This window comes from Monashia sp. HAY1-5C, assembly GCF_056755255.1.
The window spans coordinates 1-23486 of record NZ_JBPGXG010000040.1 but is presented as its reverse complement, the minus strand read 5'-3'; the positions used below and the strand labels follow the sequence as shown (position 1 = coordinate 23486).

Here is a 23486-nt window from a genome sequence, read left to right as displayed (position 1 = left end):
GCTGCGCAGGGAGGCGGCCGACGATCAGCGCACGGCGCACGCTGGACGAGGTGGAGGCCCTGCGCGAGCAGGCCGCGGTCGAGAACGGAGCCGGCCGGCCCGAACGGGCCGTCTCCGTGCTCGTGGACGCCCTGCGCCGGCTCGACGAGGTCGACGCCGCGACCCGGGACGGCATCGCCCAGACGCTCCGGGCCAAGACGCTCATCACCCTCGGCCTGAGCCAGTTCCTCCTCGAGGGCGTCCGTGCCGCCGAGGTGCGCTTCGCCGAGGCCGAGCGGATCGTCGAGGCCCTCGGCGACGCCGGGCTGCGGGCCCGGCTGGACTACCAGCGCGCCAACGTTGCCGGACGCGTCGGCGACCTCGCCGGCGCGCGCGCGGGGCTCGAGGGCGCGCTGCGCCACCTCGACGCGTTCTCCGCGAGGGAGCAGTGCTCGGTCCTGCTGAGCCGGGGCATGCTCGCCTTCGAGATGTCCGAGCCGGCGGTCGCCCTCGAGGCCTTCGCCGGTGCCGCCCGCGCGGCCCGTGACGGCGGCTTCCCGCAGCTGGAGTTCATGGCCGCCCACAACGAGGGCTATGCCGCCTACCTCCTCGGTGACGTCCCCCGGGCGCTCGCGACGATGGCCGCCGCCGTGGTGGACGCTCCCGACGTGTCGCTGCTGCCCGCCCGCCTCGACCGGGCGCACGTCCTCCTCGAGGCCGGGCTCATCGACGAGACGGTCGAGGTGCTCGAGGCGGCGGCCGGGTCGCCCGACGCCCAGCAGGACCAGGTCGCTGCCGAGCTACAGCTCGGGCTGGCCCGGGCGCACCGGCTCGCCGGCGACCTCGGTCGCGCCCGGGCGGCCGCGGAGCGTGCGGTCGCCGGCTTCGACCGGGTGGGCGCCGTCGGCTGGGCGGCCAAGGCCCGGCTCGCACTCGTCCACGCCGAGCTGGACCGGCTGCGCCGCGCCCCGGTCGCGGTGTCGGCTCTCGCGCCGCTGCTCGCGGCCGCCGACGACGTCGCGGCCACGGCCGGGCGGCTCGGCGACACCGATCTGGCCGACTCCGCGCTCCTGGCGGCGACCGACGCGCACCTGCTCGCCGGACGCGTCGACGCGGCCCGCGCCAGCCTCGAGCGGGTCGCCGGCCCCGGAGCGTCGCTGAGCGGCGAGCTCGACCGGGCTGCGGCGCAGGCCAGCCTGCATCTCGCCTCCGGAGAACCGGTCCTCGCCCGGCGCGTCCTCGGCCGGGCGGCACGGGGCCTGGCTGCGGGGCAGGAGGGCAGCGCGAGCCTCGACCTGCGCAGCGCCCGGGCGCTCCACGGCGTCCGGCTGGCCCGTCTCGACCTCGCCCTGGCGCTGCGGGGCGGCAGCGCGGCCGTGCTCGAGGCGCTCGACCGATGGCGCAACGCCACCGACCGGCTGCCCTCCCTGGCCCGGCCGGCCGACGCCGTGCTCGCCTCCCTCACCGAGCAGCTGCGCTCGACCCAGGCGCTGCTGCGCGGGGACGTTCCCGAGGCCGAGGTCGGCGAGCTGACCGCCCGCGTCCGGCGCCTCGAGCGCGACATCCGCGCCCGGGACTGGACGCTGAGCAGCGGGTCGCCGACGGGCACCGCGACGGAGGTCCGGGTGCGGCAGGGGCGCGAGGCCCTCGACCGCGCCGACCGGGACCTCGTCTGGTTCTTCCCCGTCGAGGGGCGGCTCATGGGCGTCGGCGTGGTGGGCGGGCGGGCCCGCGTCCGCGACCTCATGCCGCTGGCCGAGGCCGTCGAGCTGGCCCATCGCATCCGGGTCGACCTGCGCACCGCGGCCACGCGCGAGCTCGGCCCGTTCGCCTCCGCCGTCTGGGGGTCGCTGCGGGCCGCGGCCGACCGCCTCGACGCCGCCGCGGTCCGGCCGTGGGGGCTGCGTCGCACGGGCCTCGTCGTCGTGACCTGCGAGGAGCTGTCGGCCCTGCCGTGGTCGCTGCTGCCGTCCCTGACGGGCGTGCCGTTCACCGTCGCGTCCTCCTTGACGTCGTTCGCGCGTCGGGCCGGCGACACGCCGGCGGTGGACGCGCCGGCGGAGGCGCCGGCGGACGGGTCCGCTGCGGTGCGGCCCGCTCTCCCCGCGCGCGTCCACGTCAGCGTCGGCCCCTCGTTGCGACGCGCGTCGGGCGAGGCGGCGGCCGTGGCGCAGGCCTGGGCCGACCGCGCGCAGGTCAGCGTGGCGGACCCCTCGGTGGCGCACGGGCTCGTCCGGGCGATGAGCATCGACGACGTTGTCCACGTGGCCGCGCACGGGACCCACCAGGTGCAGTCGCCGCTCTTCTCCTCGGTGCACCTGCACGACGGCCCGGTGTTCGCCCACGAGCTGCAGGCCGCCGGCGTCCGGGCCCGGCACGTCGTGCTCTCGGCGTGCGAGGTCGGGTCCGCGACGTTCCGGCCGGGAGAGGAGCAGCTCGGTCTCGCGGCGGCGGTGCTCAGTCTCGGGGCCAGGTCGGCCGTCGCCGCGGTGTCGCCGGTGCCCGACGAGGTCGCTGCGGACACGATGCTCCGGCACCACCGTGCCCTGGCCCGCGGCGTGCCGAGCGACGAGGCGCTCGCGTCGGCGCTGGCAGGCGGCGAGCCGATCGCCGCCGCCTTCCTGCACCTCGGCGGTCGCTACACCCACCCTTGACGGGCCCCCGACGACCGTCGTGTCAGGCGGAGCGCAGGGCCCGGGCCTCGCGCCGCTTGGCGAGCGCCATGGCCAGCGCGATCTTGCGGGCGTCGATGGCGATCTCGCGCAGCATGCCCGAGATCGGGTTGGTGTAGCCGGTGTACCAGAGGCCACGGGCGCCGCGGGCCGTCCGGCCACCCCGCTCGACGGGCCGACCCTGGTCGTCGAGGACGCCGAGGTGCCCGAGCATCGTCGCGAGGCCCTGCGTGTAGCCGGTGGCGAGGACGACGACGTCGGGGCGCAGCCGTCTGCCGTCGGCGAGCACGACGTCCTCGCCGTCGACCGACGCGAGCGCCGCGACCGGCTCGACCGCCCCGGAGCGCACCGCGTCGATGATGCCGACGTCCTGGACGGGAATGGCGTTGTCGCGCTCGACACGGGTCAGCAGGCCGGTGTCGGGGCGGGGCAGGCCGTGAGCGGACAGGTCGGGCACCTGGAGCCGTTCGACGACGGGCGCCACGGCGTCGACAAGCGCCGTCGGCAGGCGCCGGACCGCGATGCCGGTGTACTGCGCGGCGACCGGTCCGCGGTTGCGGCGCAGAATGTGCGGCACGGTCCGCACGGCCATCCGGACCCGGGCGGCACCCTGCTCGGCCAGGTCGACGGCGATCTCGGTGCCGGTGTTGCCGGTGCCGACGACGAGCACGTCCCGACCCGCGTACGCCGCACCGGTGCGGTAGTCGCGAGCGCGGACGACCTCGCCGGGCCAGGCGTCGAGGCCGGGCACGTCCGGCTCGCGCGGTGTGTGGTTGAAGCCGGTCGCGACGACGGCGTACGGCGCGGTCAGCGTCGAGCCGTCGCCGAGGGTCAAGGTCCACGCGTCCCCCCAGCCGGGGTGCGCGGGCGCCCGGTCGACGCGGGTCACCTCGACGCCGGTGCGCACGTCGATCTCGTGGTGCGCCGCGTACTGCTCGAGGTAGCGCACGACGTCGTCGCGGGCCACCCAGCGGCCCATCTCGCGCGGGATCGGCAGCCCGGGCAGGCCGGACAGCTCGCGCGGCGTGTGCAGGTGGAGCCGGTCGTAGTGCCCGCGCCACGAGCTGCCGACGGCGTCGCTGCGCTCGAGGACGACGCCGTGCAACCCCCGCCGGCGCAGGGCTGCCGCGGTGGCGAGGCCGGCGGGTCCGCCGCCGATGACGTACGCGTCGACGCGTGCACTGCGCTGGGTCACGCGCCCAAGGTAACCGCCCCGTGCCGCGGTGGCGGGGCAACAGCGCGCGGCGAGGCGCCCTCGCCCCGGTGGGCGACGCCGTCAGCGACGCCGGGCCGGCCGCCCGGTGGCCTCGCCCTCGGCGTGCTCGCCGACCCACTCGACGAGGGGCCGGACGGCGCGCCAGGCGGCCCGCACCTCGGTCAGGGCACGTGTCGTGCCGAGCCAGTCGGGGGCGCCGTAGTCGCGGGTCACCATGACCTCCTTGAGCCGGAGGATCTCGATGCGCGCGTGGTCGGCGGGGTAACCGCGGGGTGTCGTGCGCACCGCCTCCCCGCGCTGCTCGAAACCCTTGCGCGACAGGGACGTCAGGATTTTCTCCAGCTCGGCTCCGGACGCAGTGGCGTCGACCGCGGCCCGGAACCGCTTCGTCTGGTCGGGTCCGTGCGAGTGGAACCCGCCGCCGGCCAGCAGGCCGTCGGCGCTGACCTGGACGTAGTAGCCGACGGCCTTCTCGCTGCCGACGAGCGCGCCCTGGTGGGTCTTGTACGGCGACTTGTCGGCGCTGAACCGGACGTCGCGGTTGGGGCGGAAGAGCTTGGCCGGGCCGAACTCGTCCTCGAGGGCGTCGAGCAGGGCGAGCATCGGTCCGCGGACGGCGGACTCGTAGGTGGCCCGGTGGTCGTGCCAGTAGGTCCGTGAGTTGTCGGCCTCGAGCCCGGCGTAGAACTCGAGGGCGTCGGGCGGGAAACCGGTGAAGGGGTGGGGTTCAGCGGCGGGGCTCATGTCCCCAATCTGGCACCGGTGGCGGCGGCGCGCTCATGAACGGGCCGTGTCGTCACGGCGGTCCCGTGAACCACGTCTCATCACCGAGGAGCCGGGTTGTTAGGTAAGCCTTACCTGTGCTTTGCTGAATTCCGGCACTTCGGTGTGACCTAAATCAGCACCGATGCCGTCCCGACCAGACGTCACCCAGGAAGAAGGACGCCGTGCTCGCCAGCAACGCGCTCATCGGGCTCCGCGAAGGCCTCGAGGCGGCCCTCGTCGTCGTCATCCTCGTCGCGTTCCTCGTCAAGTCGGACCGCCGGTGGGCGCTGCGCCACGTGTGGACCGGAGTGGGCGTGGCCGTGGCCCTCTCGGTCGCGCTCGGCGCCCTCCTGACCTACGGCACGAGCCAGCTGTCCTTCGGGCAGCAGGAGCTCATCGGCGGGTCGGCCTCGATCCTGGCCGTCGTCTTCGTCACGGGCATGGTCTTCTGGATGCGCTCGGCCGCCAGGACCATCTCCGGCGAGCTCAAGGGCCGCCTCGACCGGGCCCTCGACCTCGGTCCGGCCGCCGTCGCCCTCGTCGCCTTCCTCGGCGTCGGCCGCGAGGGGCTTGAGACCGCCGTCTTCTTCTACGCCACGACCGAGGCGGCCGGACGCGGCAACAGCCTGCCGCTGCTCGGCTGGGTCATCGGCCTCGCCGGCGCCGTCGTCCTCGGCTGGCTCATCTACCGCGGCGCGGTCCGCATCAACCTCGCCGCGTTCTTCCGCTACACCGGCATCCTGCTCGTCGTCGTGGCAGCCGGCATCCTCGCCTACGGCCTGCACGACCTCCAGGAGGCGGGCACCCTCCCCGGCCTCGACAGCCTCGCCTTCGACGTCAGCGCGGCCATCAGCCCCGACAGCTGGTACGGCGCCCTGCTCAAGGGCATCTTCAACTTCTCGCCGAACACCACGTGGCTGCAGGCGGTCGCCTGGAGCAGCTACGTCGCGGTCGTGCTCACCCTCTTCCTGCGTCCCGTCCCGACGCCGCCGAAGCCCGCCGCCGCGGAGACGTCCCGGACGCGCATCGCCGCCTGACGCATCCGCCCGCCGTTTCCACAGGAGAACCATGCCTCGCCCTGCCCTGCGCCTTGCGACGCTCGTCGCCCCCGCTGCTGTCGCCGCCTTGGCCCTGACGGCCTGCTCCGGCTCCAGCGGCGGGAGCTCCGGCCCGACCTCCGCGGGTTCGGGGCCCATCAGCGTCACCGCCACGGACACGGCGTGCCGGCTGAGCGCGACGACCGCGACAGCGGGCACGGTGACTTTCGACATCACGAACAGCGGCACGAAGGTCACCGAGTTCTACCTCTACGCCGCCGGCGACCGCATCGTCTCCGAGGTCGAGAACATCGCGCCGGGCCTGTCGCGGGAGCTCAAGGTCGAGATCACCGAGCCCGGCACCTTCACGACGGCGTGCAAGCCCGGCATGGTCGGCGACGGCATCCGCGGCACCTTCACCGTCACCGGCACGGCCACCGCGGGCAGCGCCGACGCCAAGGTGCGGACGGCCATCGCGGACTACCGGGCGTTCGTCGCGGGCGAGGCCGACGAGCTCGAGACGCGGACCGCGGCGTTCGTCGCCGCGGTCAAGGCCGGCGACGTCGAGAAGGCCAAGGACCTCTACCCCGAGGCCCGCCACCCCTGGGAGAGCATCGAGCCGGTCGCCGAGAGCTTCGGCGACCTCGACCCGAGGATCGACGGTCGCGAGGACGTCATCGCCGAGGGCATGGCCTTCACCGGTTACCACCGCCTCGAGAAGGACCTCTGGAAGGACGGCCTCCAGAAGGACTCCGGCGCCGTCGCCGACCGGCTGCTCGCCGACGTCAGGCAGATCGTCGCCAAGAGCAAGACCGTCGAGCCGACCGCCCTGTCCATCGCGAACGGGGCCAAGGCCTTGCTCGACGAGGTCGCCACCGGCAAGGTCACGGGCGAGGAGGAGCGGTACTCCCACACCGACCTCTGGGACTTCGACGGCAACCTCGAGGGCTCCGAGCAGGCCCTCGCGGCGCTCCGCCCGGTCATCACCGAGCGCGACCCCGCCCTGCAGAAGGCCCTGGACGAGAAGTTCACCGCCCTTTCCACGATGTTGGACAGCCACCGCGCCAACGGTGCGTTCGTCAGCTACACCGCCCTGTCCGACGCCCAGGTCAAGGACCTCACCGTCGCGCTCGACGCGCTGAGCGAGCAGGTCGCGAAGGTGCCGGGCGTCGTGGAGGCGAAGTGACACCGGCTGTGACACCGGCTGCGTCGCCTCCCCCGACGCCGAGCCGCCGCCACGTCCTCGGCGCGACCGGCGTCGCGACCGCCGGGGCCGTGGCCGGTGCCGTGGGCGGGGCGGGAGCCGGCTGGGCCGCGGGACGCTCGAGCGGCACCGACGCGTCGGACGCGTCAGGCGCGCCAGGAGCCTCGGGAGCAGGCGCGTCGGGCGCGGCCCTCGACGCCCCGGTTCCCTTCCGCGGCGCCCATCAAGCGGGCATCGTCACGCCGGCGCAGGACCGCCTGCACTTCGTCGCGCTCGACGTGGTGACCGACGACCGTGACGAGCTGGCCCGGATGCTCGAGGAGTGGACGAGAGCGGCCGAACGGATGACCGCCGGAGCCGAGGCCGCTCCCGGCGGGCTCGTCGGCGGCGGCCCGTACCGGCCGCCGGCCGACACCGGGGAGGCCTACGGGCTCGGCGCGTCTGGCCTGACCATCACCATCGGGTACGGGCCGTCGCTGTTCGACGACCGGTTCGGTCTCGCCGACCGCAAGCCGGACGCGCTGCGCGAGCTGCCACCGTTCCGGGGCGACGCGCTGGACCCGAACCGGTCCGGCGGCGACCTCTGCATCCAGGCCTGCGCGAACGACCCGCAGGTCGCCGTCCACGCGGTGCGCAACCTCGTGCGGCTGGGGTTCGGGGTCGTCTCGGTGCGCTGGTCCCAGCTCGGGTTCGGCCGCACGTCCTCGACGACGACGGCCCAGGCAACGCCCCGCAACCTGTTCGGCTTCAAGGACGGCACCGCCAACATCAAGGCCGAGGAGACGGACGCGCTCGCCGAGCACGTGTGGGTGGCGCCGGGTGACGAGGCCGGGACGGCCAGCACGGGTGGAGCCTGGATGGCCGGCGGCAGCTACCTCGTCGCGCGCCGGATCCGGATGCACATCGAGGTCTGGGACCGCTCGACCCTCCAGGACCAGGAGGACACGATCGGCCGGGACAAGAAGGACGGGGCGCCGCTCGGCCAGAGCGGTGAGTTCAGCGAGCCCGACTTCACGCGCGCAGGCCCCGACGGCAGCCCCGCGATCCCCGTGGCGTCGCACGTGCGTCTGGCCCACCGGAGCAACCTCGGCGGCATCCGCATCCTGCGCCGGGGCTACACCTTCACCGACGGCACCGACGGCGTCGGCCACCTCGACGCCGGCCTGTTCTTCATCGCGTTCGTCCGCGACGTCCAGAAGCAGTTCGTCCCGATGCAGCGGGCGCTCGCGGCCGCGGACGCGCTCAAAGAGTACATCGAGCACACCGGCTCGGCCGTGTTCGCGTGCCCGCCCGGTCTCGAGGACGGGCAGCACTGGGGCCAGACGCTCTTCGCCTGAGCGCCGCCGGGTGCGTCAGCCCCGGGACGCGTCACGCCCTGGGACGCGTCACGCCCTGGGACGCGTCACGCCCTGGGGCGCGTGGCGCTCGGCGCGGCCATCCACCGGGACGGGTCGCGCACGACGTCGTCGAGCACCCGCAGACCCGCACCGGTGACGCCGGCGTCCGGGCCGGCGAGGGCGCGGCTGACCGCGACCTCGGTCCACCGGGCGGCGAGCACCCGGGCGGCGATCTGCTCGCGGATCCCGGCCTCGAGGTGCTCGAACAGGGCGCCGTACACCCCGCCGAGGACCACGTGCTCGACGTCGACGAGGTTGAGGGCGGTGGCGACCGCGACGCCGAGGGCCTCGGCGGCGGTGTCGAGGGCGCGGCGGACGCGGTTGCGGCGAGCGCCCGTCGACGCGGCCGCGGCGAGCTCGGCCACGGGGACGTCACGCGGCACGCCGGCGGCGTCGGCGATGGCGTCGCGGCCGGCGAAGGTCTCGAGGCACCCGGTGGCGCCGCACGCGCAGCGGGGTCCCGCCCGGTCGATGACGGCGTGCCCGATCTCGCCGGACCAGCCACCCCGGCCGGCGGACACCTCACCGTCGACGACGATCGCCCCACCGATGCCGACCTCGCCGGCCACGTAGAGGAAGGACTGGGCCGAGCGTGGTGTCCCCTCGCGGTGGGCGCGGGCGTGCACCTCGGCGCGGGCCGACAGGTCGGCGTCGTTGCCGACCCGGACGTCGATGCCGGAGAGGGCGTCGTCCGCGGCGAGGAGGGCGGCGAGGTCGACGTCCCGCCAGCCGAGGTTGGGCGCGAGGCGCACGAGCCCCCGGTCGAGCAGGGCCGGCACGGAGACGCACGCGCCGGCCACCGGCCCGGCCGGTGCGACGGGTCCCGTGCCGCGCGCGGGCGGCCCGCCGTCGAGGCCCTCGACGATGGGCGCGGCGAGGCGCGCCAGCTGGAGGGCGACCTGTCGCGGGTCGCTGGCGCGGTAGTCACCGGGGCGGTGGGCCTCGGCGACGGCGGCCCCGGTGAGGTCGGTGGCGCGCACGGCCAGGTGGTCGACCTGCACCTCGAGGCCCAGGCCGAGCACGGCGTGCGTGCCCGGACCGAGCAGCGTGCCCGGCCGCCCGGCCCGTCCGAGCGACTCCTGCTCGAGCTCGACGACCAGCCCCGACTCGATGAGACGGTCGACGAGGTCGGAGGCCGTCGCGCGGGTCACGCCGAGCGTCGTCGCGATGCGGGCGCGCGTCGGTGGGTGGGGGGCCTCGACGACGGCGCGCAGCACCTCGGACAGGTTGTGCGCGCGCAGCGTGCCCTGCTGGACGGCGCCGCGTCGGACGCGGTCGGCCATCCCGCCCGGTGGGCGCAGGGGCCCCTGTCCCGTCGTCGCGCCGGTGGTCACCCGTTGACCCTACCGCCCTCGTGCCAATATGTTTGTTCATCATACAAATCGCGGCCGACGATGCCGCCTGCTCAGGAGGAGCCTCATGGTCCGCACCCCGACCCCCGACGACCGGTTCTCGTTCGGCCTCTGGACCGTGGGTTGGGAGGCGCGCGACCAGTTCGGCGACGCGTCGCGCCCGCACCTGGACCCCCTCGAGTCCTGCCGGCGTCTCGCCGACCTCGGCGCCTGGGGCGTGACGTTCCACGACGACGACCTCGTGCCGTTCGGCAGCAGCGACGCCGAGCGCGACCGCATCGTCGCCGACTTCCGCAAGACGCTCGACGCGACCGGCCTCGTCTGCGAGATGGTCACGACGAACACGTTCAGCCACCCGGTGTTCAAGGACGGCGCCTTCACGTCGAACAACCGCGACGTGCGCAGGTACGGGCTGCGCAAGGTGGTCCGCAACGTCGACCTCGCGGCCGAGCTCGGGGCGCAGACGTTCGTCATGTGGGGTGGCCGTGAGGGCGCCGAGTACGACGGCGCCAAGGACCTCAACGCCGCCCTCGACCGGTACCGCGAGGGCATCGACACGGTCGCGGCCTACATCAAGGAGCAGGGCTACGACCTGCGGATCGCCTTGGAGCCCAAGCCGAACGAGCCGCGTGGCGACATCATCCTGCCCACGGTCGGGCACGCCCTCGGCTTCATCGCCCAGCTCGAGCACGGCGACATCGTCGGCCTCAACCCGGAGGTCGGGCACGAGCAGATGGCGGGCCTGAACTACACGGCCGGCATCGCGCAGGCGCTCTGGGCCGGCAAGCTGTTCCACATCGACCTCAACGGCCAGCGCTCGATCAAGTACGACCAGGACCTCGTCTTCGGCCACGGCGACCTGCTGTCGGCGTTCTTCACGGTCGACCTGCTCGAGAACGGCTTCCCGGGCGGCGGGCCGCGCTACGACGGGCCGCGCCACTTCGACTACAAGCCCTCGCGCACCGAGGACGTCGACGGCGTCTGGGCCTCGGCCGCGGCCAACATGAGCACGTACATCCTGCTCGCCGAGCGCGCGGCGGCCTACCGGGCCGACCCGGAGGTCCAGGCGGCCTTCGCCGCGAGCCGGGTCCTCGAGCTGGCCGAGCCCACGTTGTCCGAGGGGGAGACGCTCGCCGATCTGCTCGCCGACCGGTCGGCCTACGAGGACGTCGACGCCGACGCGCTGGCCGCGGCAGGGTACGCGTTCGTCGCACTCAACCAGCTGGCCGTGGAGCACGCCCTCGGCGCCCGCTGAAGCCTGACCGGCCAGTCGGTGGACTGGGACACCGACCACGGTCGCGACCAGGAACGCGCTGGCTGGAACCCCTTCGGCGAGCGGCCGGCCCGGTTCCCCCATCTCCCTCACGCACTGCCCCGTTTACCGGGGCAGTGCGTGAGGGCGTGGGCGCAAGGACCGTGGCGCCCGGCTGCTGCCCCGTTTTCCGGGGCAGTGCGTGAGGGCGTGGGCGAGAGGATCGTGGCGCCCGGCTGCTGCCCCGCTTTCCGGGGCAGTGCGTGAGGGAGACGGCGAGAGGACCGTGGCACCCCGCCGCTGCCCCGCTTTCCGGGGCAGCTCGTGAGGGAGGGGGGTGGACGGCGGCTTGCCCTCAGGTCAGGCTGACGCGCACCGTCAGAGCCGCCGGACGGATCCGGGCGAACACCTCGGTCGCCTCACCGATGACGTCGCCGTCGACCTGGACGGCGATCGGCCGGTCGGCGCGCACCCGGATCTCCTGGCACACCTTGTGGTCGAGCGTCGAGTGGCCCTTGCGCCGGCGGGTCACGACCCGCGTCGCGACCGGCACCCAGCCGACGACACCCCGGGGCGAGGCGATGACGGTGTCGAGGTGCCCGTCGTCGACGCGGGCGTTCGGCATGAGCACCAAGCCGCCGAGCAACCGCCCGCAGTTGCCGATCACCACCATCCGCGCACGGCGGCGGAACTCGAGCTCGTCGTCGATCTTGAGGCGCACGCGGAACTCCGGGGACACGAGCGACCTGAGGCCCGACACCATGTACGCCGGCCAGCCGACCTTCTTCTTGAGGTTCTCGTTCGTGGCCGCCATGATCTCGGCGTCCATCCCCAGGCCGCTCATGACGAGGAAGTGGTGGAGCGGGCGCGGGTCGTCGGGCTCGGCATCACCGGGCGCGGTCGGGTCGGGCGCCGCGCCGACGAGCAGCTCGCCGACGTCGATGCGCCGGTTGCGGCCGCTCAGCGCCACCTCGAGGGCGTTCTCGAGCGCCACGGGGAGATCGAGGTTGCGGGCCAGGAGGTTCCCGGTCCCGGCGGGCAGGATGCCGAGCGGCGTCTCGGTGCCGAGGAGCGCGTGCGCGACGTTGCGCACAGTGCCGTCGCCGCCCAGGCTGCACACGAGGTCGACGCCGTCACGGACCGCCCGCGCGGCCTGGCCGGCGCCCGGGTCCTCGACGGTGGTCTCGTAGAAGAGCGGGTCGCCCCACCCGTTCGCGTGGCACGTCGCGACGATGCGCTCGCGGATCGCCGGCAGGTCGGTGAACTTCGTCGGGTTGACGACGACCGCCGCTCGCCGCAGCGGCGTGGCGGCCCCGTCGTCGCCGGAGCGGAAGTGGTCGCGCGGTGGGCGCGGTCGGCGTCGCAGCGTCCCCGTGGCGTCCGGCGCGACCCGCGTGAGGACCACGCCGCCGACGACCAGGGCCAGAACCACGACCCCGGCGACGATCCACGGCAGGTAGTCCCTCAGCACCAGAGCACGGTATCGCCCGGTTCCCGTCCGTCCGGAATCCGGTCGGTCGTCGGACGACGTGAGCCGGTCCGGCCCGACGGCCCTAGGCTGACCCGCATGAGCGAGCCGACGGGCCCCGGTGCCCTGCGCGTCGAGGATCCCGGTCCCGCGACCCCCGACACCGCCGACTGGACGTGGGTGCTGCGCCAGCCGTGCCCGGACTGCGGCTTCGACCCGTCGCGGCTCGAGCCGACGGCCGTGCCGGCGCTGCTGCGTGACGCAGCCGGCCGGTTCACCGCGGCGCTCGGCCGCCCGGACGCGCGGACGCGTCCGGGGCAGGGCGTGTGGTCGCCGGTCGAGTACGCGTGCCACGTTCGCGACGTCTGTGACGTCATGGCCGGCCGGCTCGAGCAGATCCTCGACGGCGGCGGTCAGGTCGTCCGGTTCGCCGACTGGGACCAGGACGCGACCGCCCTCGCGAAGGAGTACTGGCGCACGGACGGCGACGTGCTGCGCGGTGAGCTGCACGACGCGTTCGAGGCGGCGGCCGCCACCTTCCAGCGCCCGGTCGGGGACGAGTGGGGCTGGCCGGCGCTGCGCAGCAACGGGTCGGAGTTCACGGCGGGCACGCTGGCCGTGTACTTCGCGCACGACATCCGCCACCACCTGTGGGACGTGAAGGCGTGACGCTCCCCATCGAGGTGCGCCTCGCGCTGCCGGCCGCGCGAACCCCTGACCCGCACGACGCTCCGGCCATCCGCTGGGGTGTCCTCGCGCCGGGCGGCATCGCGCACTCGTTCGCCGAGGCCGTCGCCGTCGGAACCGCCTCCGAGGTCGTGGCCGTCGGGTCGCGCAGCCACGTCCGCGCGCAGGAGTTCGCCGACGAGTACGGCATCCCCCGGGCCCACGGCAGCTACGAGGACCTCGTCGCCGACCCCGAGGTCGACGCCGTGTACGTCGCGTCACCCCACTCCGAGCACCGTGCGCACGCCCTCCTCGCCATCGAGGCCGGCAAGCCCGTCCTCGTCGAGAAGGCCTTCACCCGCAGCGCGGCCGAGGCCCGCGAGGTGCTCGACGCCGCGGCCGCGCGCGACCTGCTCGTCGTCGAGGCGATGTGGAGCCGGTTCCTGCCGCAGTACGACGTCGTGCGGCACGTCGTCGAGTCGGGCCTCATCGGCGAGGTCGTCACGGTCTTCGCCGACCACGGGCTTCGGCTCTACCCCGACGGCCCCGAGCGTCTGGCCCAGCCCGAGCTCGCCGGTGGGGCCCTGCTCGACCTCGGCGTCTATCCCGTGTCCTTCGCCGACCTCGTCCTCGGCCCACCCGCATCGGTGCAGGCGAAGGGGACGCTGACCGACCTCGGCGTCGACGCCACGACCACGGTCACCGTCGCCAACGCGGCCGGTGCCCACGGCGTCCTGTCGTGCACCATGGCCGGTGTCACGCCGTGCACCGCCGTCGTCGCCGGCACCGCCGCGCGCCTCGAGCTCACCGGCACCTTCTACGGCGCAGGCTCGACGCTGCGCCTCGTCGGCCTCGACAACGAGGTGCTCGACGAGCGTCCCGGCGGCCTGCCGGAGGACGTCCGCGGGTTCTCCTACGAGGCAGCCGAGTTCGCCCGGTGCCTCGCCGCCGGCGAGCGCGAGTCGCCCCTCATGCCGCACGCGACGATGCTGCGGGTCATGGAGACGATGGACGAGGTGCGCCGCCAGGTCGGGGTGGTCTACCCCGGCGAGTGAGCGTCCGGCGCCGACGCCGCCCGTGATGCAACCGTCCGGCTCCCGGACGAGTCATACTGCGGTCCTCACTGGCTCGAGCACACAGGGGTGCGCATGCTCACCGACGACTTCGTCCCGTTCGACCCGGCGATGGCCGATCCGCCGAGCGGCTTCCTCCTCTTCTTCGGCCTCGTCGCGACGCTCGTCGTCGCGGGAGTCGTCTACACGCTCGTCAAGGGCGTCGCGCAGTGGCGTACCGACCAGGCCGCGCCGCTGCGCAGCGTCGATGCCCTCGTCGTGTCCAGGCGTACCGACGTGCGCCGGCGGTCCGGCTCCGCCGCGCTGCCCGGTGCCGATGCGAGCGGACCGGCGAGCATCGCCGGGCCGGCCAGCACCACCACGACGTACTTCGTGACCTTCGAGGAGGACTCGGGGCAGCGGCGCGAGCTGCAGGTGAGCGGGCGCGACTACGGGCAGCTCGCCGAGGGCGACCGCGGACACCTCATCCACCAGGGGAGGCGCTACAAGGGCTTCACCCGGGCGACCGCCGGCTGAGCCGGAGACAGGTCAGGCGCCGTAGTCGTTCGGGCTGCGCCACGGGCGCTCGAACGGCAGCCGCCACGTGAACGGCGCGACGAGCTGGTGGATCTGGTTCGGGCCCCACGTGCCCGGCTGGTACGGCCGCACGGTCGGCGGGTTGTCGAGCAGCGGCTGGCTCACCTCCCACAGCCGCTCGATGCCCTCGGCCGAGGTGAAGAGCGTCCGGTCGCCCCGCGCCGCGTCGTAGATCAGCCGCTCGTACGCCTCGAGCACGGCGCCCGCCCAGTTGGTCTCCTGCACGGAGAACTGCATCGACAGCTTGTCGAGCTTCATGCCCGGTCCGGGTCGCTTGCCGTAGAACGACAGCGACATCCGAGACTTGTCGGCGAGGTCGAAGGTCAGGTGGTCCGGGCCGTTGTCGCCGACGCCCGAACCGGCCGGGAACATCGAGCGCGGCGGCTCCTTGAAGGCGATGGAGATGATGCGGGCGCCCTCGGCGAGACGCTTGCCGGTGCGTAGGAAGAAGGGGACGCCGGCCCAGCGCCAGTTGTCGACGTGGCACTTGAGCGCCACGAACGTCTCGGTGTCGCTGTCGGAGCGGACACCGGGCTCGTCGCGGTAGCCGACGTACTGGCCACGGACGACGTCGTGCGGGTCGATGGGGGCCATCGACCGGAAGACCTTGTTCTTCTCCTCGCTGATCGCATGGGGCTCCAGGGACGTGGGCGGCTCCATGGCCGTGAACGCGAGCACCTGGAACAGGTGCGTCACGACCATGTCGCGGTAGGCGCCGGTGCCCTCGTAGAAGTCGGCCCGTTGGGCCAGGCCCAGCGTCTCGGGCACGTCGATCTGGATGTGGTCGATGTGGTTGCGGTGCCAGATCGGCTCGAAGAGGCCGTTGGCGAACCGGAACGCGAGGATGTTCTGGGCCGCCTCCTTGCCGAGGAAGTGGTCGATGCGGAAGATCTGCTCCTCGGCGAAGACCTCGTGCAGCTCGGCGTTGAGGGCGCGGGCGCTGGCCAGGTCCGTCCCGAACGGCTTCTCCATGATGATCCGGCTGCGCTCGACCAGCTTGGCCTCCTCGAGCTGGCGCACCACCGCGAGGGCGGCCTTCGGCGGCACGGACAGGTAGTGCAGGCGCCACGCCTCGGGCCCGAGGATCTGCTCCGACTCGTCCACCGCGTCCCGGATCCCCTGCGGCCCAGCCGAACCCGGCACCCAGTGGATGCGGTCGGCGAACTCGCGCAGGTCGTCGTCCGTGACGTCGTGGCTCGAGTGCTCGCGGATCGAGGCGAACACGAGGTCGAGGAACTCGTCGCGGGTCAGGTTCTCGAGGCTCGTGGCGACGACGCGCAGGCCCTCGAGCAGCTGGCTCTCGTGCAGGTGGAGCAGGCCCGGGAGCAGCTTGCGCTTGGCGAGGTCACCGGTGGCGCCGAACAGGACGACGGTCGTGGCAGGCATGACCCCAGCGTCGCGCACCTCGGCCCGAATGGGGAGGGGTCCGCGACACCTGCGGCGCGGCGCAGCCTCAGAGGGCCTCGACGCGGACCCGGCCGGCCTCGAGGTGCCAGCGGTGCGTCAGCCCGATGGCCTCGAGCAGCGACACGTCGTGGCTGACGACGAGAACCGTCCCGTCGTAGGCCGCGACGGCCGCCTCCAGCTGCTCGATCGCCGGGACGTCGAGGTGGTTGGTGGGCTCGTCGAGGACGAGGACGTTGACCTCACGGCCCTGGAAGAGCGCCATGAGCGCCCGGGTCCGCTCACCCATCGACAGGCTTCGCGCCGGGCGCCCGACGTGCTCGGCGCCGAGGCCGAACTTGGCCAGCAGGGTCCGCACGTCGCCGGCCGGCCACTCCCGGCCCGTCCGCGCGTGGGGGCCGAGCTCGCGGCGCACGACGTCGAGGACCGTCGCGTCGGTGTCGAGCAGGCGGCGTCGCTGGTCGAGCACCCCGACGGACACGCGGGTGCCCGACGCGCGGCGACCGGAGGCGAGCGGCAGGTCGCCGAGGAGCGCGCCGAGCAGCGTCGTCTTGCCGCTGCCGTTGTCGCCGACGAGGGCGATCCGGTCCCCGCGGCCGACGACGAGCGACACCGGGCCGAGCCGGAACCCGTGCCGCTCGACGACCGCGTCCGACAGCGTCGCGACGACGTCGGCCGACGGCCTCCCCGGCGTGATCGAGTACCGCAGCTGCCACTCCTTGCGCGGCTGGTCGACGACGGCGAGCCGGTCCGCGGCCCGCTCGAGGCGGGCGCCCTTGGCACCCTGCCGGTCCGCGCGGGCCCGGTGCTTCTCGCGGATGTGCTTGTCGGGCTCCTTCGTCGCCTTCGGCCCGGTGCGCCCCCGGACCGCCCAGTCGGCCCGTTGGCGGGCCTGGCCGAGCAGCGCCTCCCGCTCGGCGGTGTAGCCCTCCCAGGCGTCCCACGCCTGGGCGCGGGCCAGCTCGCGCTGCTCCACGTAGGCGCTCCAGCCGCCCGAGTAGCGGGCGACCTTCTGCTGCGCCAGGTCGAGCTCGAGGACGTCGGTCGCGACCGCGTCGAGGAACGTCCGGTCGTGGCTCGCGACGAGCACCGGGCCCTCGTGCGACCGGACGAAGTCGACCATGAGGTCCAGGCCCCGCGCGTCGAGGTCGTTGGTCGGCTCGTCGAGCAGCAGCACGTCGTACTGGCTCAGCAGGACGGCGACGAGGCTCGCCCGCGCCGCCTGTCCGCCCGAGAGCGTGCCGAGCGGACGCGACGCGTCGACGTCGAGCCCCACGCGTGCCGACACCTCCGGCAGGCGCTCGTCCAGGTCGGCCGCACCGAGCGCGAGCCACCGCTCGAGCGCCACGGCGTAGCGGTCCTCCGCACCGGGGCACGCCTCGGCCAGCGCGGCCGAGGCCGCCTCGAGCTCGGCGTCGGCTGCGGCGACGCCGGTGCGCCGGCGCGCGTACGCGAGCAGGGACTCCTGCGCGTCGGGCAACGCCTGCGGGAGCCAGGCGACCGTCGCGTCGGCAGGTGCGAGACGCACCGCGCCGCGCTCGACGGGCAGCTCGCCCGCGAGGGTGCGCATCAGCGTCGACTTGCCGGACCCGTTGGGGCCGACGACGGCGGTGACGTCGCCGTCGGACACGACCAGGCCCAGGCCCGAGAAGAGGACGCGAGCGCCGAAGGCGACGTCGAGGTCGGTGACGGTGAGGGTGGAAGACATGGCGTGGTCCTTGATGGTCGGCAGGGCCCCGCGGCGTGACCTCGTCCGGTGGCGGACGGTCACGGCGCGGGCGGGCTCGAGGCATCAGGAGATCCACACGAGGCGAGACCCTAGAGCTGTCGCCGGCGACGCGTCCACCGCATTTCCGGACCGCCGGCGCGGCCCGCCGGCGCCGCCCGCCGGAGCGGCCGCTCGCCCGGTCCGACCCTGACTCGGGTCAGGGTCGGCTACGACCTGGGTAGGGGTCGGAATCAGGCTCATGACGGATGCGCGAGGCCCCGCGTCACCGACAGGGTGTGGCCCATGATCACAGTCGAACGACTCACCAAGCGGTACGGCGCCTTCACGGCCGTCGACGACATCTCGTTCGAGGTCAAGCCCGGTCTCGTCACCGGCTTCCTCGGACCGAACGGCGCCGGCAAGACGACCGCGATGCGCGTCATGTCCGGCCTCACCCCGGCGACCTCCGGGCGGGCCACGGTGCTCGGCCGGCCGTACGGCGCCCTGCCGAACCCGGGCCGCCACGTCGGCCTGCTCCTCGACGCGTCGGCGCAGCACGCCGGACGCACCGGCCGGGAGGTGCTGACGCTCGGGGCGATCCTCATGGGTGTCGGCCGTGGCCGCGTCGACGAGATGGTCGAGCTCGTCGGCCTCACCGACAAGGAGGCGAACCGGCGGGTCCGCAACTACTCCCTCGGCATGCGCCAGCGCCTCGGCATCGCCCACGCGCTCCTCGGCGACCCCGAGGTGCTCATCCTCGACGAGCCGGCCAACGGCCTCGACCCGGCCGGCATCCGGTGGATGCGCGACCTGCTGCGCGGCTACGCCAACGAGGGCGGCACGGTACTGCTGTCCTCGCACCTGCTGGGCGAGATCGAGCGCGTCGCCGACGAGATCGTCGTCATCGGCCACGGTCGCATCATGGCGCAGGGCACCAAGGACGAGCTGCTCGCCGGCGCGGGCACGCACGTGCGCTCGACCGACGACGACGCGCTCCTCGCGGCGCTCACGGCCGAGTCGGTCGCCGCGCACCGCACCCCGACCGGCGGGCTGCAGGTCGAGGCCGAGCCGCTCGTGGTGGGACGCGTCGCCGCCGCCCACCAGGTCGTCCTGACCGAGCTGCGCGGTGGCGACAGCAGGGGCCTCGAGGAGATGTTCCTCGACCTCACGGCCGACGCCGCCCGAGAGGAGGTGGCGGCATGACCACCACGCCCACCACCACCACCACCACCACCACGAACGCGCCTGCAGCACAGGCGTCCCCGAGGCACGTCGAGTCGGCGCTGCCCAGCAGGGCGACCATGCCGGCCCGTATCGGCGGCGAGCGGCCCACGACCGGGGTGCCCTTCACCCGCCTCCTGCACGTCGAGCTGCGCAAGATGCTCGACACCCGCGCAGGACGCTGGCTGCTCGTCGGCATCGGCGCGATCATCGCCGTCGCCCTGACGATCATGTTCTTCAACGAGGGCGGCCAGCACGCCTTCGGTGAGTACCTCCAGGCCACGACGATGCCGATGGCCCTCATCCTGCCCGTCGTCGGCATCCTCGCCGTGACGGCGGAGTGGAGCCAACGCACCGGGCTCGTCACGTTCGGTCTCGAGCCGCGGCGCATCCGCGTCGCGTGGGCCAAGCTCCTCAGCGCCCTGGTCGTCGGCGCGGCCGCCTTCGCCCTCTCGCTCGCCCTCGCCGGCGTCGCGCACCAGGCCGCCATCACCTTCCGCGGCATCGACCCCGACTGGTCCATCGGCGGGCTCGTCCTCCTCGGGGCCGCGGGCTACGTGCTGCTCGGTGTCGCGCAGGGCGTCGGCTTCGGCATGCTCTTCAAGAACACCCCGGCTGCCGTCGTCGTCTTCTTCGTCCTGCCGACCGCGTGGTCGATCCTCGGCTCGATGGTCTCGTGGCTGCGGTCGGCCGCGGAGTGGCTCGACCTGAACCAGACGATGCAGCCGCTCTTCGAGGGCTCCCTCACCGGTTCCCAGTGGGCCCACCTCGGCGCGTCGGTCGGCCTGTGGGTCGTCGCACCGCTCGCCGTCGGCATCTGGCGCCTGACCCGCGCCGAGGTCAAGTAGCCCACGGCGGACCCGTCGGAGGACCGCGTCCCGCAACCCCTCGAGACGAGCGGCCGGTGTCCGTCGAGGACACCGGCCGCTCGACGCGTCGGGTCGCCGTCGCGCCCCGTCCGGAACTCGGTCGAGGGCGGCCTGCGGGCGCCGTTAGGCTGGCGCGCGTGATCGACATCAAGCTCGTGCGCGACGAACCGGACCGGGTCCGCGCCTCGCAACAGGCCCGTGGAGAGGACCCGGGGATCGTCGATGCGATCCTCGCCGCCGACGAGCGCCGTCGATCGTCCCTCACCGACTTCGAGCGCCTCCGCGCCGAGCAGAAGACGGTCAGCAAGGCCGTCGGTGCCGCCATGGGCGCGTTCCAGAAGGCGCGGAAGGCCGGGGACGCCGACGCGGAGCAGCTCGAGAGGAAGGCCCACGAGGCGCGCGCGCACGCCGCGACGCTGAGCGACCGGGTCAAGGGCCTCGAGGAGGAGGCCGACGCCGCCGGCGCCGAGCTCGACCGGCTGCTCCGACGCGTCGGCAACGTCATCATCGAGGGCGTGCCCACCGGCGGCGAGGACGACTACGTCGTGCTCGAGACCGTCGGCACGCCGCGCGACTTCGCGGCCGAGGGCTTCGAGCCGCTGGACCACCTCGCCCTCGGCGAGCGGCTCGGCGCCATCGACATGGAGCGCGGCGCCAAGGTCGGCGGCGCGCGCTTCTACTACCTGACCGGCGTCGGGGCCCAGCTCGAGCTGGCGCTGCTCAACATGGCCATCGCGCAGGCGACCGCGACGGGGTTCACGCCGATGATCACCCCGACGCTCGCGCGGCCGGAGATCATGGTCGGCGCCGGCTTCATGGACGCCCACGCCGAGGAGGTCTACCGGCTGGAGGCCGACGACCTCTACCTGACCGGCACCTCGGAGGTGGCCCTCGCCGGCTACCACGCCGACGAGATCATCGACCTGTCGGGCGGGCCGAAGCGCTACGCCGGCTGGTCGGCCTGCTATCGGCGCGAGGCCGGCTCGCACGGCAAGGACACCCGCGGCATCATCCGCGTGCACCAGTTCCACAAGGTCGAGATGTTCAGCTACTGCCGCGTCGAGGACGCCGAGGCCGAGCACCAGCGCCTCCTCGACTGGGAGCGCGAGATGCTCGCCAAGGTCGAGGTGCCCTACCGCATCATCGACACGGCGGCCGGTGACCTCGGCAGCCCGGCCGCGCGCAAGTTCGACTGCGAGGCATGGGTGCCGACGCAGGGCCGCTACCGCGAGCTGACCTCGACGTCGAACTGCACCACGTACCAGGCGCGCCGGCTGGGAACCCGCGAACGCGACCCGAACGGCCCGGGCACGCGCGCCGTGGCGACGCTCAACGGCACGCTCGGCACGACCCGCTGGCTCGTCGCCATCCTCGAGAACCACCAGCAGGCCGACGGCTCGGTCGTGGTGCCCGAGGCACTGCGTCCCTTCGTCGGTCTCGACGTCCTCAAGCCGCTGTCCTGACCCGAGGGGCGGACCGGTCGCCGGTCGTCGAGCCCGCGAGCTCGTGGCCGAGCCTCGCGACCTGACGCCCCGGGCCGGGTCCTACGCCTGGGGCCGGGGCGAAGGGGCCTCCGTCGGGTCGCCCTCGGCGAGGCGGTCCCGGTACCAGGCCAGCTTCCCCTCGACGCGTCGCAGGTTGGACTCCAGCTCGCGGATCCGGCGAACGACGTCGGCCCGGTGCTCCTCGAGCAGCTCGATGCGCGCGCCGACGGTGGCGTCGTCGTCCTCGCCGACGAGCGTGGCGAACTCGCGCATCCGCCGGATCGGCATGCCCGACTCGCGCAGGCAGGTGAGGACGCCGATCCAGTCCAGGTCGGAGTCGAAGTAGCGGCGGTGGCCGCTCGGGGTCCGCTCGGTGCGAAGCAGGTCCTCGCGCTCGTAGTACCGGAGGGTGTCGATGCTGACCCCTGCCGCTCGTGCAGCCTCTCCCACGCGGAGACCGGCGGCGTCGCCTGTCGTCGTCATCGGTCCACCGTAGAGGCACCGAGCGTGGGATCGGTGTCCGAAAGGGCTTGATCTGGTGCGCGCTCCAGGATCTAGCGTCGCGGTCATGACGACATCGGAGAGCACCATCACCACCCGACGGACCCTCGGCCGCAGCGGGATCGAGGTCAGTGCCCTCGGTGTGGGCTGCTGGGCCATCGGTGGCCCGTGGACCATGGGCGGACAGCAGGCCGGCTGGGGCGAGGTCGACGACGCGGAGTCGGTCCGCGCGCTCCACGCGGCGATGGCCGGTGGCGTCACCTTCTTCGACACGGCCGCCAACTACGGGGCCGGCCACAGCGAGGTCGTGCTGGGGAGGGCCGTCGCCGACCGGCGCTCGGACGTCGTGATCGCCACGAAGTTCGGCTACGTCGTGGACGAGGCGGCCAAGAGCGTCAGCGGCGTCGACGTCACGCCGGACGCGGTGCGCCGGTCGTGCGCCGAGAGCCTGCGGCGCCTCGGCACGGACTGGATCGACGTGCTGCTGCTCCACGTCGGTGACCTCGAACCGGCGCGGGCCGAGGACGTGCGGACCGTGCTCGACTCCCTCGTCGACGAGGGCACCATCCGGGCGTACGGCTGGAGCACCGACGACGTGGAGCGTGCCCGGGTCTTCGCGCAGGGCCCGCACTGCACGGCCGTCGAGCACCAGCTCAACGTGCTCGAGGACAACCCGGCCATGCTCGACCTCTGCGAGACCGAGAACCTCGCGAGCATCAACCGCGGTCCCCTCGGGATGGGCGTGCTCACCGGGGCCTACGACGGCGGGGCCACGCTGTCCGCCACCGACGTCCGCGCCACGGGTGCGGCCTGGATGGCGTACTTCATCGACGGCAGGCCCAACCCGGAGTGGCTCGCCCGCGCGGCCGCGATCCGCGAGGTCATCACCTCGGGCGGGCGCACGCCCGCCCAGGGGGCGCTGGCCTGGATCTGGGGACGCAGCGCGGCCACCGTCCCGATCCCCGGGGTCCGCACCGTGGCACAGGCCGAGGCGAACGCCGGCGCGCTCTCGCACGGCCCCCTGACCCCGGCCGAGATGGCCGAGGTCGCGCGACTGCTCGCCTGACGGCTGTACCGGCGCGAGCCCGAGGGGGTGCTCGCCGCAGCCCCGGACGGGCGGGCGCGGGCGAGGCCTTCACGGCGTTCCCCGGACCCGTGCCGGTGGGATGGAACCCCCGGCTGGCGGTGACGGCCCGCCGCTCGGATCGGGCGGCGGGGGAGCCGTTTTGGCGGTCTGGCCCATCACCTGTACTGTTCTCTTCGTCAGCCCGACAGGGAGCAACGGACGCCACGGCGATCGACTTGGTCGAGAGCGAAGTTGGCCGGTCCCTCGGGTGACGTCTCACCTCCGTCACGGAGCCCCGAACAGGGTCTCGACGGGGCTCTGACCCGCCCGACCGGGTGGCCGTGACAGCGTCACGGACACCCTCGAGGATGGGGTAGAGTGGTGAAGCCCGCCGAGTCCGGCGGATCGATCCGGTCGCTCCTCAGAGCGGGTCACGGATGCGATCCGACCAGGTGCGACGGGCAGCATGAAACGGAATCCCCGGAGGCCGGGCCTGCGTGTGTGGGTGTGGTTGATGGTGTGTGTCTGATTCTTGAGAACTCAACAGCGTGTCAAAAATCGATGCCTATTTACCTC

General features: G+C 73.8%; 19 protein-coding genes. 12 read left to right on the top strand and 7 right to left on the bottom strand.

Going from position 1 to position 23486, the window contains the following annotated elements; translation table 11 throughout:
- Nucleotides 1-50: 50 nt before the first annotated feature.
- Nucleotides 51-2633 (top strand): CHAT domain-containing protein, encoded by a 2583-nt coding sequence (locus tag ACR9ZK_RS08465; RefSeq protein ID WP_481341453.1) that lies wholly within the window; start codon nucleotides 51-53, stop codon nucleotides 2631-2633.
- Nucleotides 2634-2655: 22 nt separating this feature from the next.
- On the opposite strand, the gene ACR9ZK_RS08460 is transcribed toward ACR9ZK_RS08465, so the two are convergent.
- Together ACR9ZK_RS08460 and ACR9ZK_RS08455 are read right to left on the bottom strand one after the other, a co-directional pair.
- Complete coding sequence (locus tag ACR9ZK_RS08460) at nucleotides 2656-3846, bottom strand: flavin-containing monooxygenase (protein WP_481341452.1); 1191 nt, start codon at nucleotides 3844-3846, stop codon at nucleotides 2656-2658.
- An 81-nt stretch (nucleotides 3847-3927) separates the two neighbouring features.
- Nucleotides 3928-4611, bottom strand: a complete 684-nt coding sequence (locus ACR9ZK_RS08455) for a DUF2461 domain-containing protein (protein WP_481341451.1) — start codon at nucleotides 4609-4611, stop codon at nucleotides 3928-3930.
- Nucleotides 4612-4814: 203 nt separating this feature from the next.
- Between ACR9ZK_RS08455 and efeU the strand changes: the two genes are divergently transcribed.
- Genes efeU through efeB form a run of 3 tightly spaced genes read left to right on the top strand, consistent with a single transcriptional unit; the run spans nucleotide 4815 to nucleotide 8210 of the window.
- On the top strand, nucleotides 4815-5669 hold the full coding sequence (gene efeU, locus ACR9ZK_RS08450) for an iron uptake transporter permease EfeU (RefSeq protein ID WP_481341450.1): 855 nt from the start codon (nucleotides 4815-4817) through the stop codon (nucleotides 5667-5669).
- Between the two features lie 31 nt (nucleotides 5670-5700).
- On the top strand, nucleotides 5701-6855 hold the full coding sequence (efeO, locus tag ACR9ZK_RS08445) for an iron uptake system protein EfeO (protein ID WP_481341449.1): 1155 nt from the start codon (nucleotides 5701-5703) through the stop codon (nucleotides 6853-6855).
- Entirely contained in the window at nucleotides 6852-8210 is a 1359-nt protein-coding gene (gene efeB / locus ACR9ZK_RS08440; protein WP_481341448.1) for an iron uptake transporter deferrochelatase/peroxidase subunit, read from the top strand. Before efeO ends, efeB begins: the two co-directional genes overlap by 4 nt.
- A gap of 65 nt (nucleotides 8211-8275) precedes the next feature.
- Here the strand turns inward: efeB and ACR9ZK_RS08435 are convergent, their stop codons facing one another.
- Entirely contained in the window at nucleotides 8276-9604 is a 1329-nt protein-coding gene (locus ACR9ZK_RS08435; RefSeq protein ID WP_481341447.1) for an ROK family protein, read from the bottom strand.
- An 85-nt stretch (nucleotides 9605-9689) separates the two neighbouring features.
- Here ACR9ZK_RS08435 and xylA point away from each other — a divergent pair, with 85 nt between their 5' ends.
- On the top strand, nucleotides 9690-10877 hold the full coding sequence (xylA, locus tag ACR9ZK_RS08430; RefSeq protein ID WP_481341446.1) for a xylose isomerase: 1188 nt from the start codon (nucleotides 9690-9692) through the stop codon (nucleotides 10875-10877).
- Between the two features lie 352 nt (nucleotides 10878-11229).
- Here xylA and ACR9ZK_RS08425 read toward each other — a convergent pair whose 3' ends face one another.
- Complete coding sequence (locus ACR9ZK_RS08425; protein ID WP_481341445.1) at nucleotides 11230-12345, bottom strand: diacylglycerol/lipid kinase family protein; 1116 nt, start codon at nucleotides 12343-12345, stop codon at nucleotides 11230-11232.
- A 96-nt stretch (nucleotides 12346-12441) separates the two neighbouring features.
- On the opposite strand from ACR9ZK_RS08425, the gene ACR9ZK_RS08420 reads away from it, so the two are divergent.
- The 3 genes from ACR9ZK_RS08420 (at nucleotide 12442) to ACR9ZK_RS08410 (ending at nucleotide 14597) form a co-directional block, all read left to right on the top strand.
- On the top strand, nucleotides 12442-13011 hold the full coding sequence (locus ACR9ZK_RS08420) for a DinB family protein (protein ID WP_481341444.1): 570 nt from the start codon (nucleotides 12442-12444) through the stop codon (nucleotides 13009-13011).
- On the top strand, nucleotides 13008-14063 hold the full coding sequence (locus ACR9ZK_RS08415) for a Gfo/Idh/MocA family protein (RefSeq protein WP_481341443.1): 1056 nt from the start codon (nucleotides 13008-13010) through the stop codon (nucleotides 14061-14063). Before ACR9ZK_RS08420 ends, ACR9ZK_RS08415 begins: the two co-directional genes overlap by 4 nt.
- A 93-nt stretch (nucleotides 14064-14156) precedes the next feature.
- Entirely contained in the window at nucleotides 14157-14597 is a 441-nt protein-coding gene (locus ACR9ZK_RS08410) for a DUF2500 domain-containing protein (protein ID WP_481341442.1), read from the top strand.
- Nucleotides 14598-14609: 12 nt separating this feature from the next.
- On the opposite strand, the gene zwf is transcribed toward ACR9ZK_RS08410, so the two are convergent.
- Both zwf and ACR9ZK_RS08400 read right to left on the bottom strand, forming a co-directional pair.
- Entirely contained in the window at nucleotides 14610-16043 is a 1434-nt protein-coding gene (gene zwf, locus ACR9ZK_RS08405) for a glucose-6-phosphate dehydrogenase (protein WP_481341441.1), read from the bottom strand.
- Between the two features lie 67 nt (nucleotides 16044-16110).
- A complete protein-coding gene (locus ACR9ZK_RS08400) occupies nucleotides 16111-17769 on the bottom strand; it encodes an ABC-F family ATP-binding cassette domain-containing protein (RefSeq protein WP_481341440.1) in 1659 nt (552 codons plus the stop codon).
- Between the two features lie 303 nt (nucleotides 17770-18072).
- Here ACR9ZK_RS08400 and ACR9ZK_RS08395 point away from each other — a divergent pair, with 303 nt between their 5' ends.
- From ACR9ZK_RS08395 to serS, 3 genes are all read left to right on the top strand, one after another.
- Entirely contained in the window at nucleotides 18073-18972 is a 900-nt protein-coding gene (locus ACR9ZK_RS08395) for an ABC transporter ATP-binding protein (protein ID WP_481341439.1), read from the top strand.
- The gene (locus ACR9ZK_RS08390) at nucleotides 18969-19838 is read left to right on the top strand and encodes an ABC transporter permease (RefSeq protein ID WP_481341438.1); all 870 of its coding nucleotides are present in this window, start codon (nucleotides 18969-18971) and stop codon (nucleotides 19836-19838) included. The genes ACR9ZK_RS08395 and ACR9ZK_RS08390 overlap by 4 nt, the downstream gene beginning before the upstream one ends.
- Nucleotides 19839-19996: 158 nt before the next feature.
- The gene (gene serS, locus ACR9ZK_RS08385) at nucleotides 19997-21322 is read left to right on the top strand and encodes a serine--tRNA ligase (RefSeq protein WP_481341437.1); all 1326 of its coding nucleotides are present in this window, start codon (nucleotides 19997-19999) and stop codon (nucleotides 21320-21322) included.
- 81 nt (nucleotides 21323-21403) lie between these two features.
- Here the strand turns inward: serS and ACR9ZK_RS08380 are convergent, their stop codons facing one another.
- Entirely contained in the window at nucleotides 21404-21826 is a 423-nt protein-coding gene (locus ACR9ZK_RS08380) for a MerR family transcriptional regulator (RefSeq protein WP_481341436.1), read from the bottom strand.
- An 85-nt stretch (nucleotides 21827-21911) separates the two neighbouring features.
- On the opposite strand from ACR9ZK_RS08380, the gene ACR9ZK_RS08375 reads away from it, so the two are divergent.
- Nucleotides 21912-22910 (top strand): aldo/keto reductase, encoded by a 999-nt coding sequence (locus tag ACR9ZK_RS08375; RefSeq protein WP_481341435.1) that lies wholly within the window; start codon nucleotides 21912-21914, stop codon nucleotides 22908-22910.
- The last annotated feature ends 576 nt before the right edge of the window (nucleotides 22911-23486 follow it).

Coding starts and splice junctions, on each gene's coding strand:
- efeO (WP_481341449.1), top strand. CDS start 5,701: ATGCCTCGCCCTGCCCTGCGCCTTGCGACGCTCGTCGCCCCCGCTGCT.
- ACR9ZK_RS08390 (WP_481341438.1), top strand. CDS start 18,969: ATGACCACCACGCCCACCACCACCACCACCACCACCACGAACGCGCCT.
- ACR9ZK_RS08400 (WP_481341440.1), bottom strand. CDS start 17,769: ATGTCTTCCACCCTCACCGTCACCGACCTCGACGTCGCCTTCGGCGCT.
- ACR9ZK_RS08410 (WP_481341442.1), top strand. CDS start 14,157: ATGCTCACCGACGACTTCGTCCCGTTCGACCCGGCGATGGCCGATCCG.
- ACR9ZK_RS08380 (WP_481341436.1), bottom strand. CDS start 21,826: ATGACGACGACAGGCGACGCCGCCGGTCTCCGCGTGGGAGAGGCTGCA.
- zwf (WP_481341441.1), bottom strand. CDS start 16,043: ATGCCTGCCACGACCGTCGTCCTGTTCGGCGCCACCGGTGACCTCGCC.
- ACR9ZK_RS08395 (WP_481341439.1), top strand. CDS start 18,073: ATGATCACAGTCGAACGACTCACCAAGCGGTACGGCGCCTTCACGGCC.
- ACR9ZK_RS08420 (WP_481341444.1), top strand. CDS start 12,442: ATGAGCGAGCCGACGGGCCCCGGTGCCCTGCGCGTCGAGGATCCCGGT.
- ACR9ZK_RS08455 (WP_481341451.1), bottom strand. CDS start 4,611: ATGAGCCCCGCCGCTGAACCCCACCCCTTCACCGGTTTCCCGCCCGAC.
- xylA (WP_481341446.1), top strand. CDS start 9,690: ATGGTCCGCACCCCGACCCCCGACGACCGGTTCTCGTTCGGCCTCTGG.
- ACR9ZK_RS08375 (WP_481341435.1), top strand. CDS start 21,912: ATGACGACATCGGAGAGCACCATCACCACCCGACGGACCCTCGGCCGC.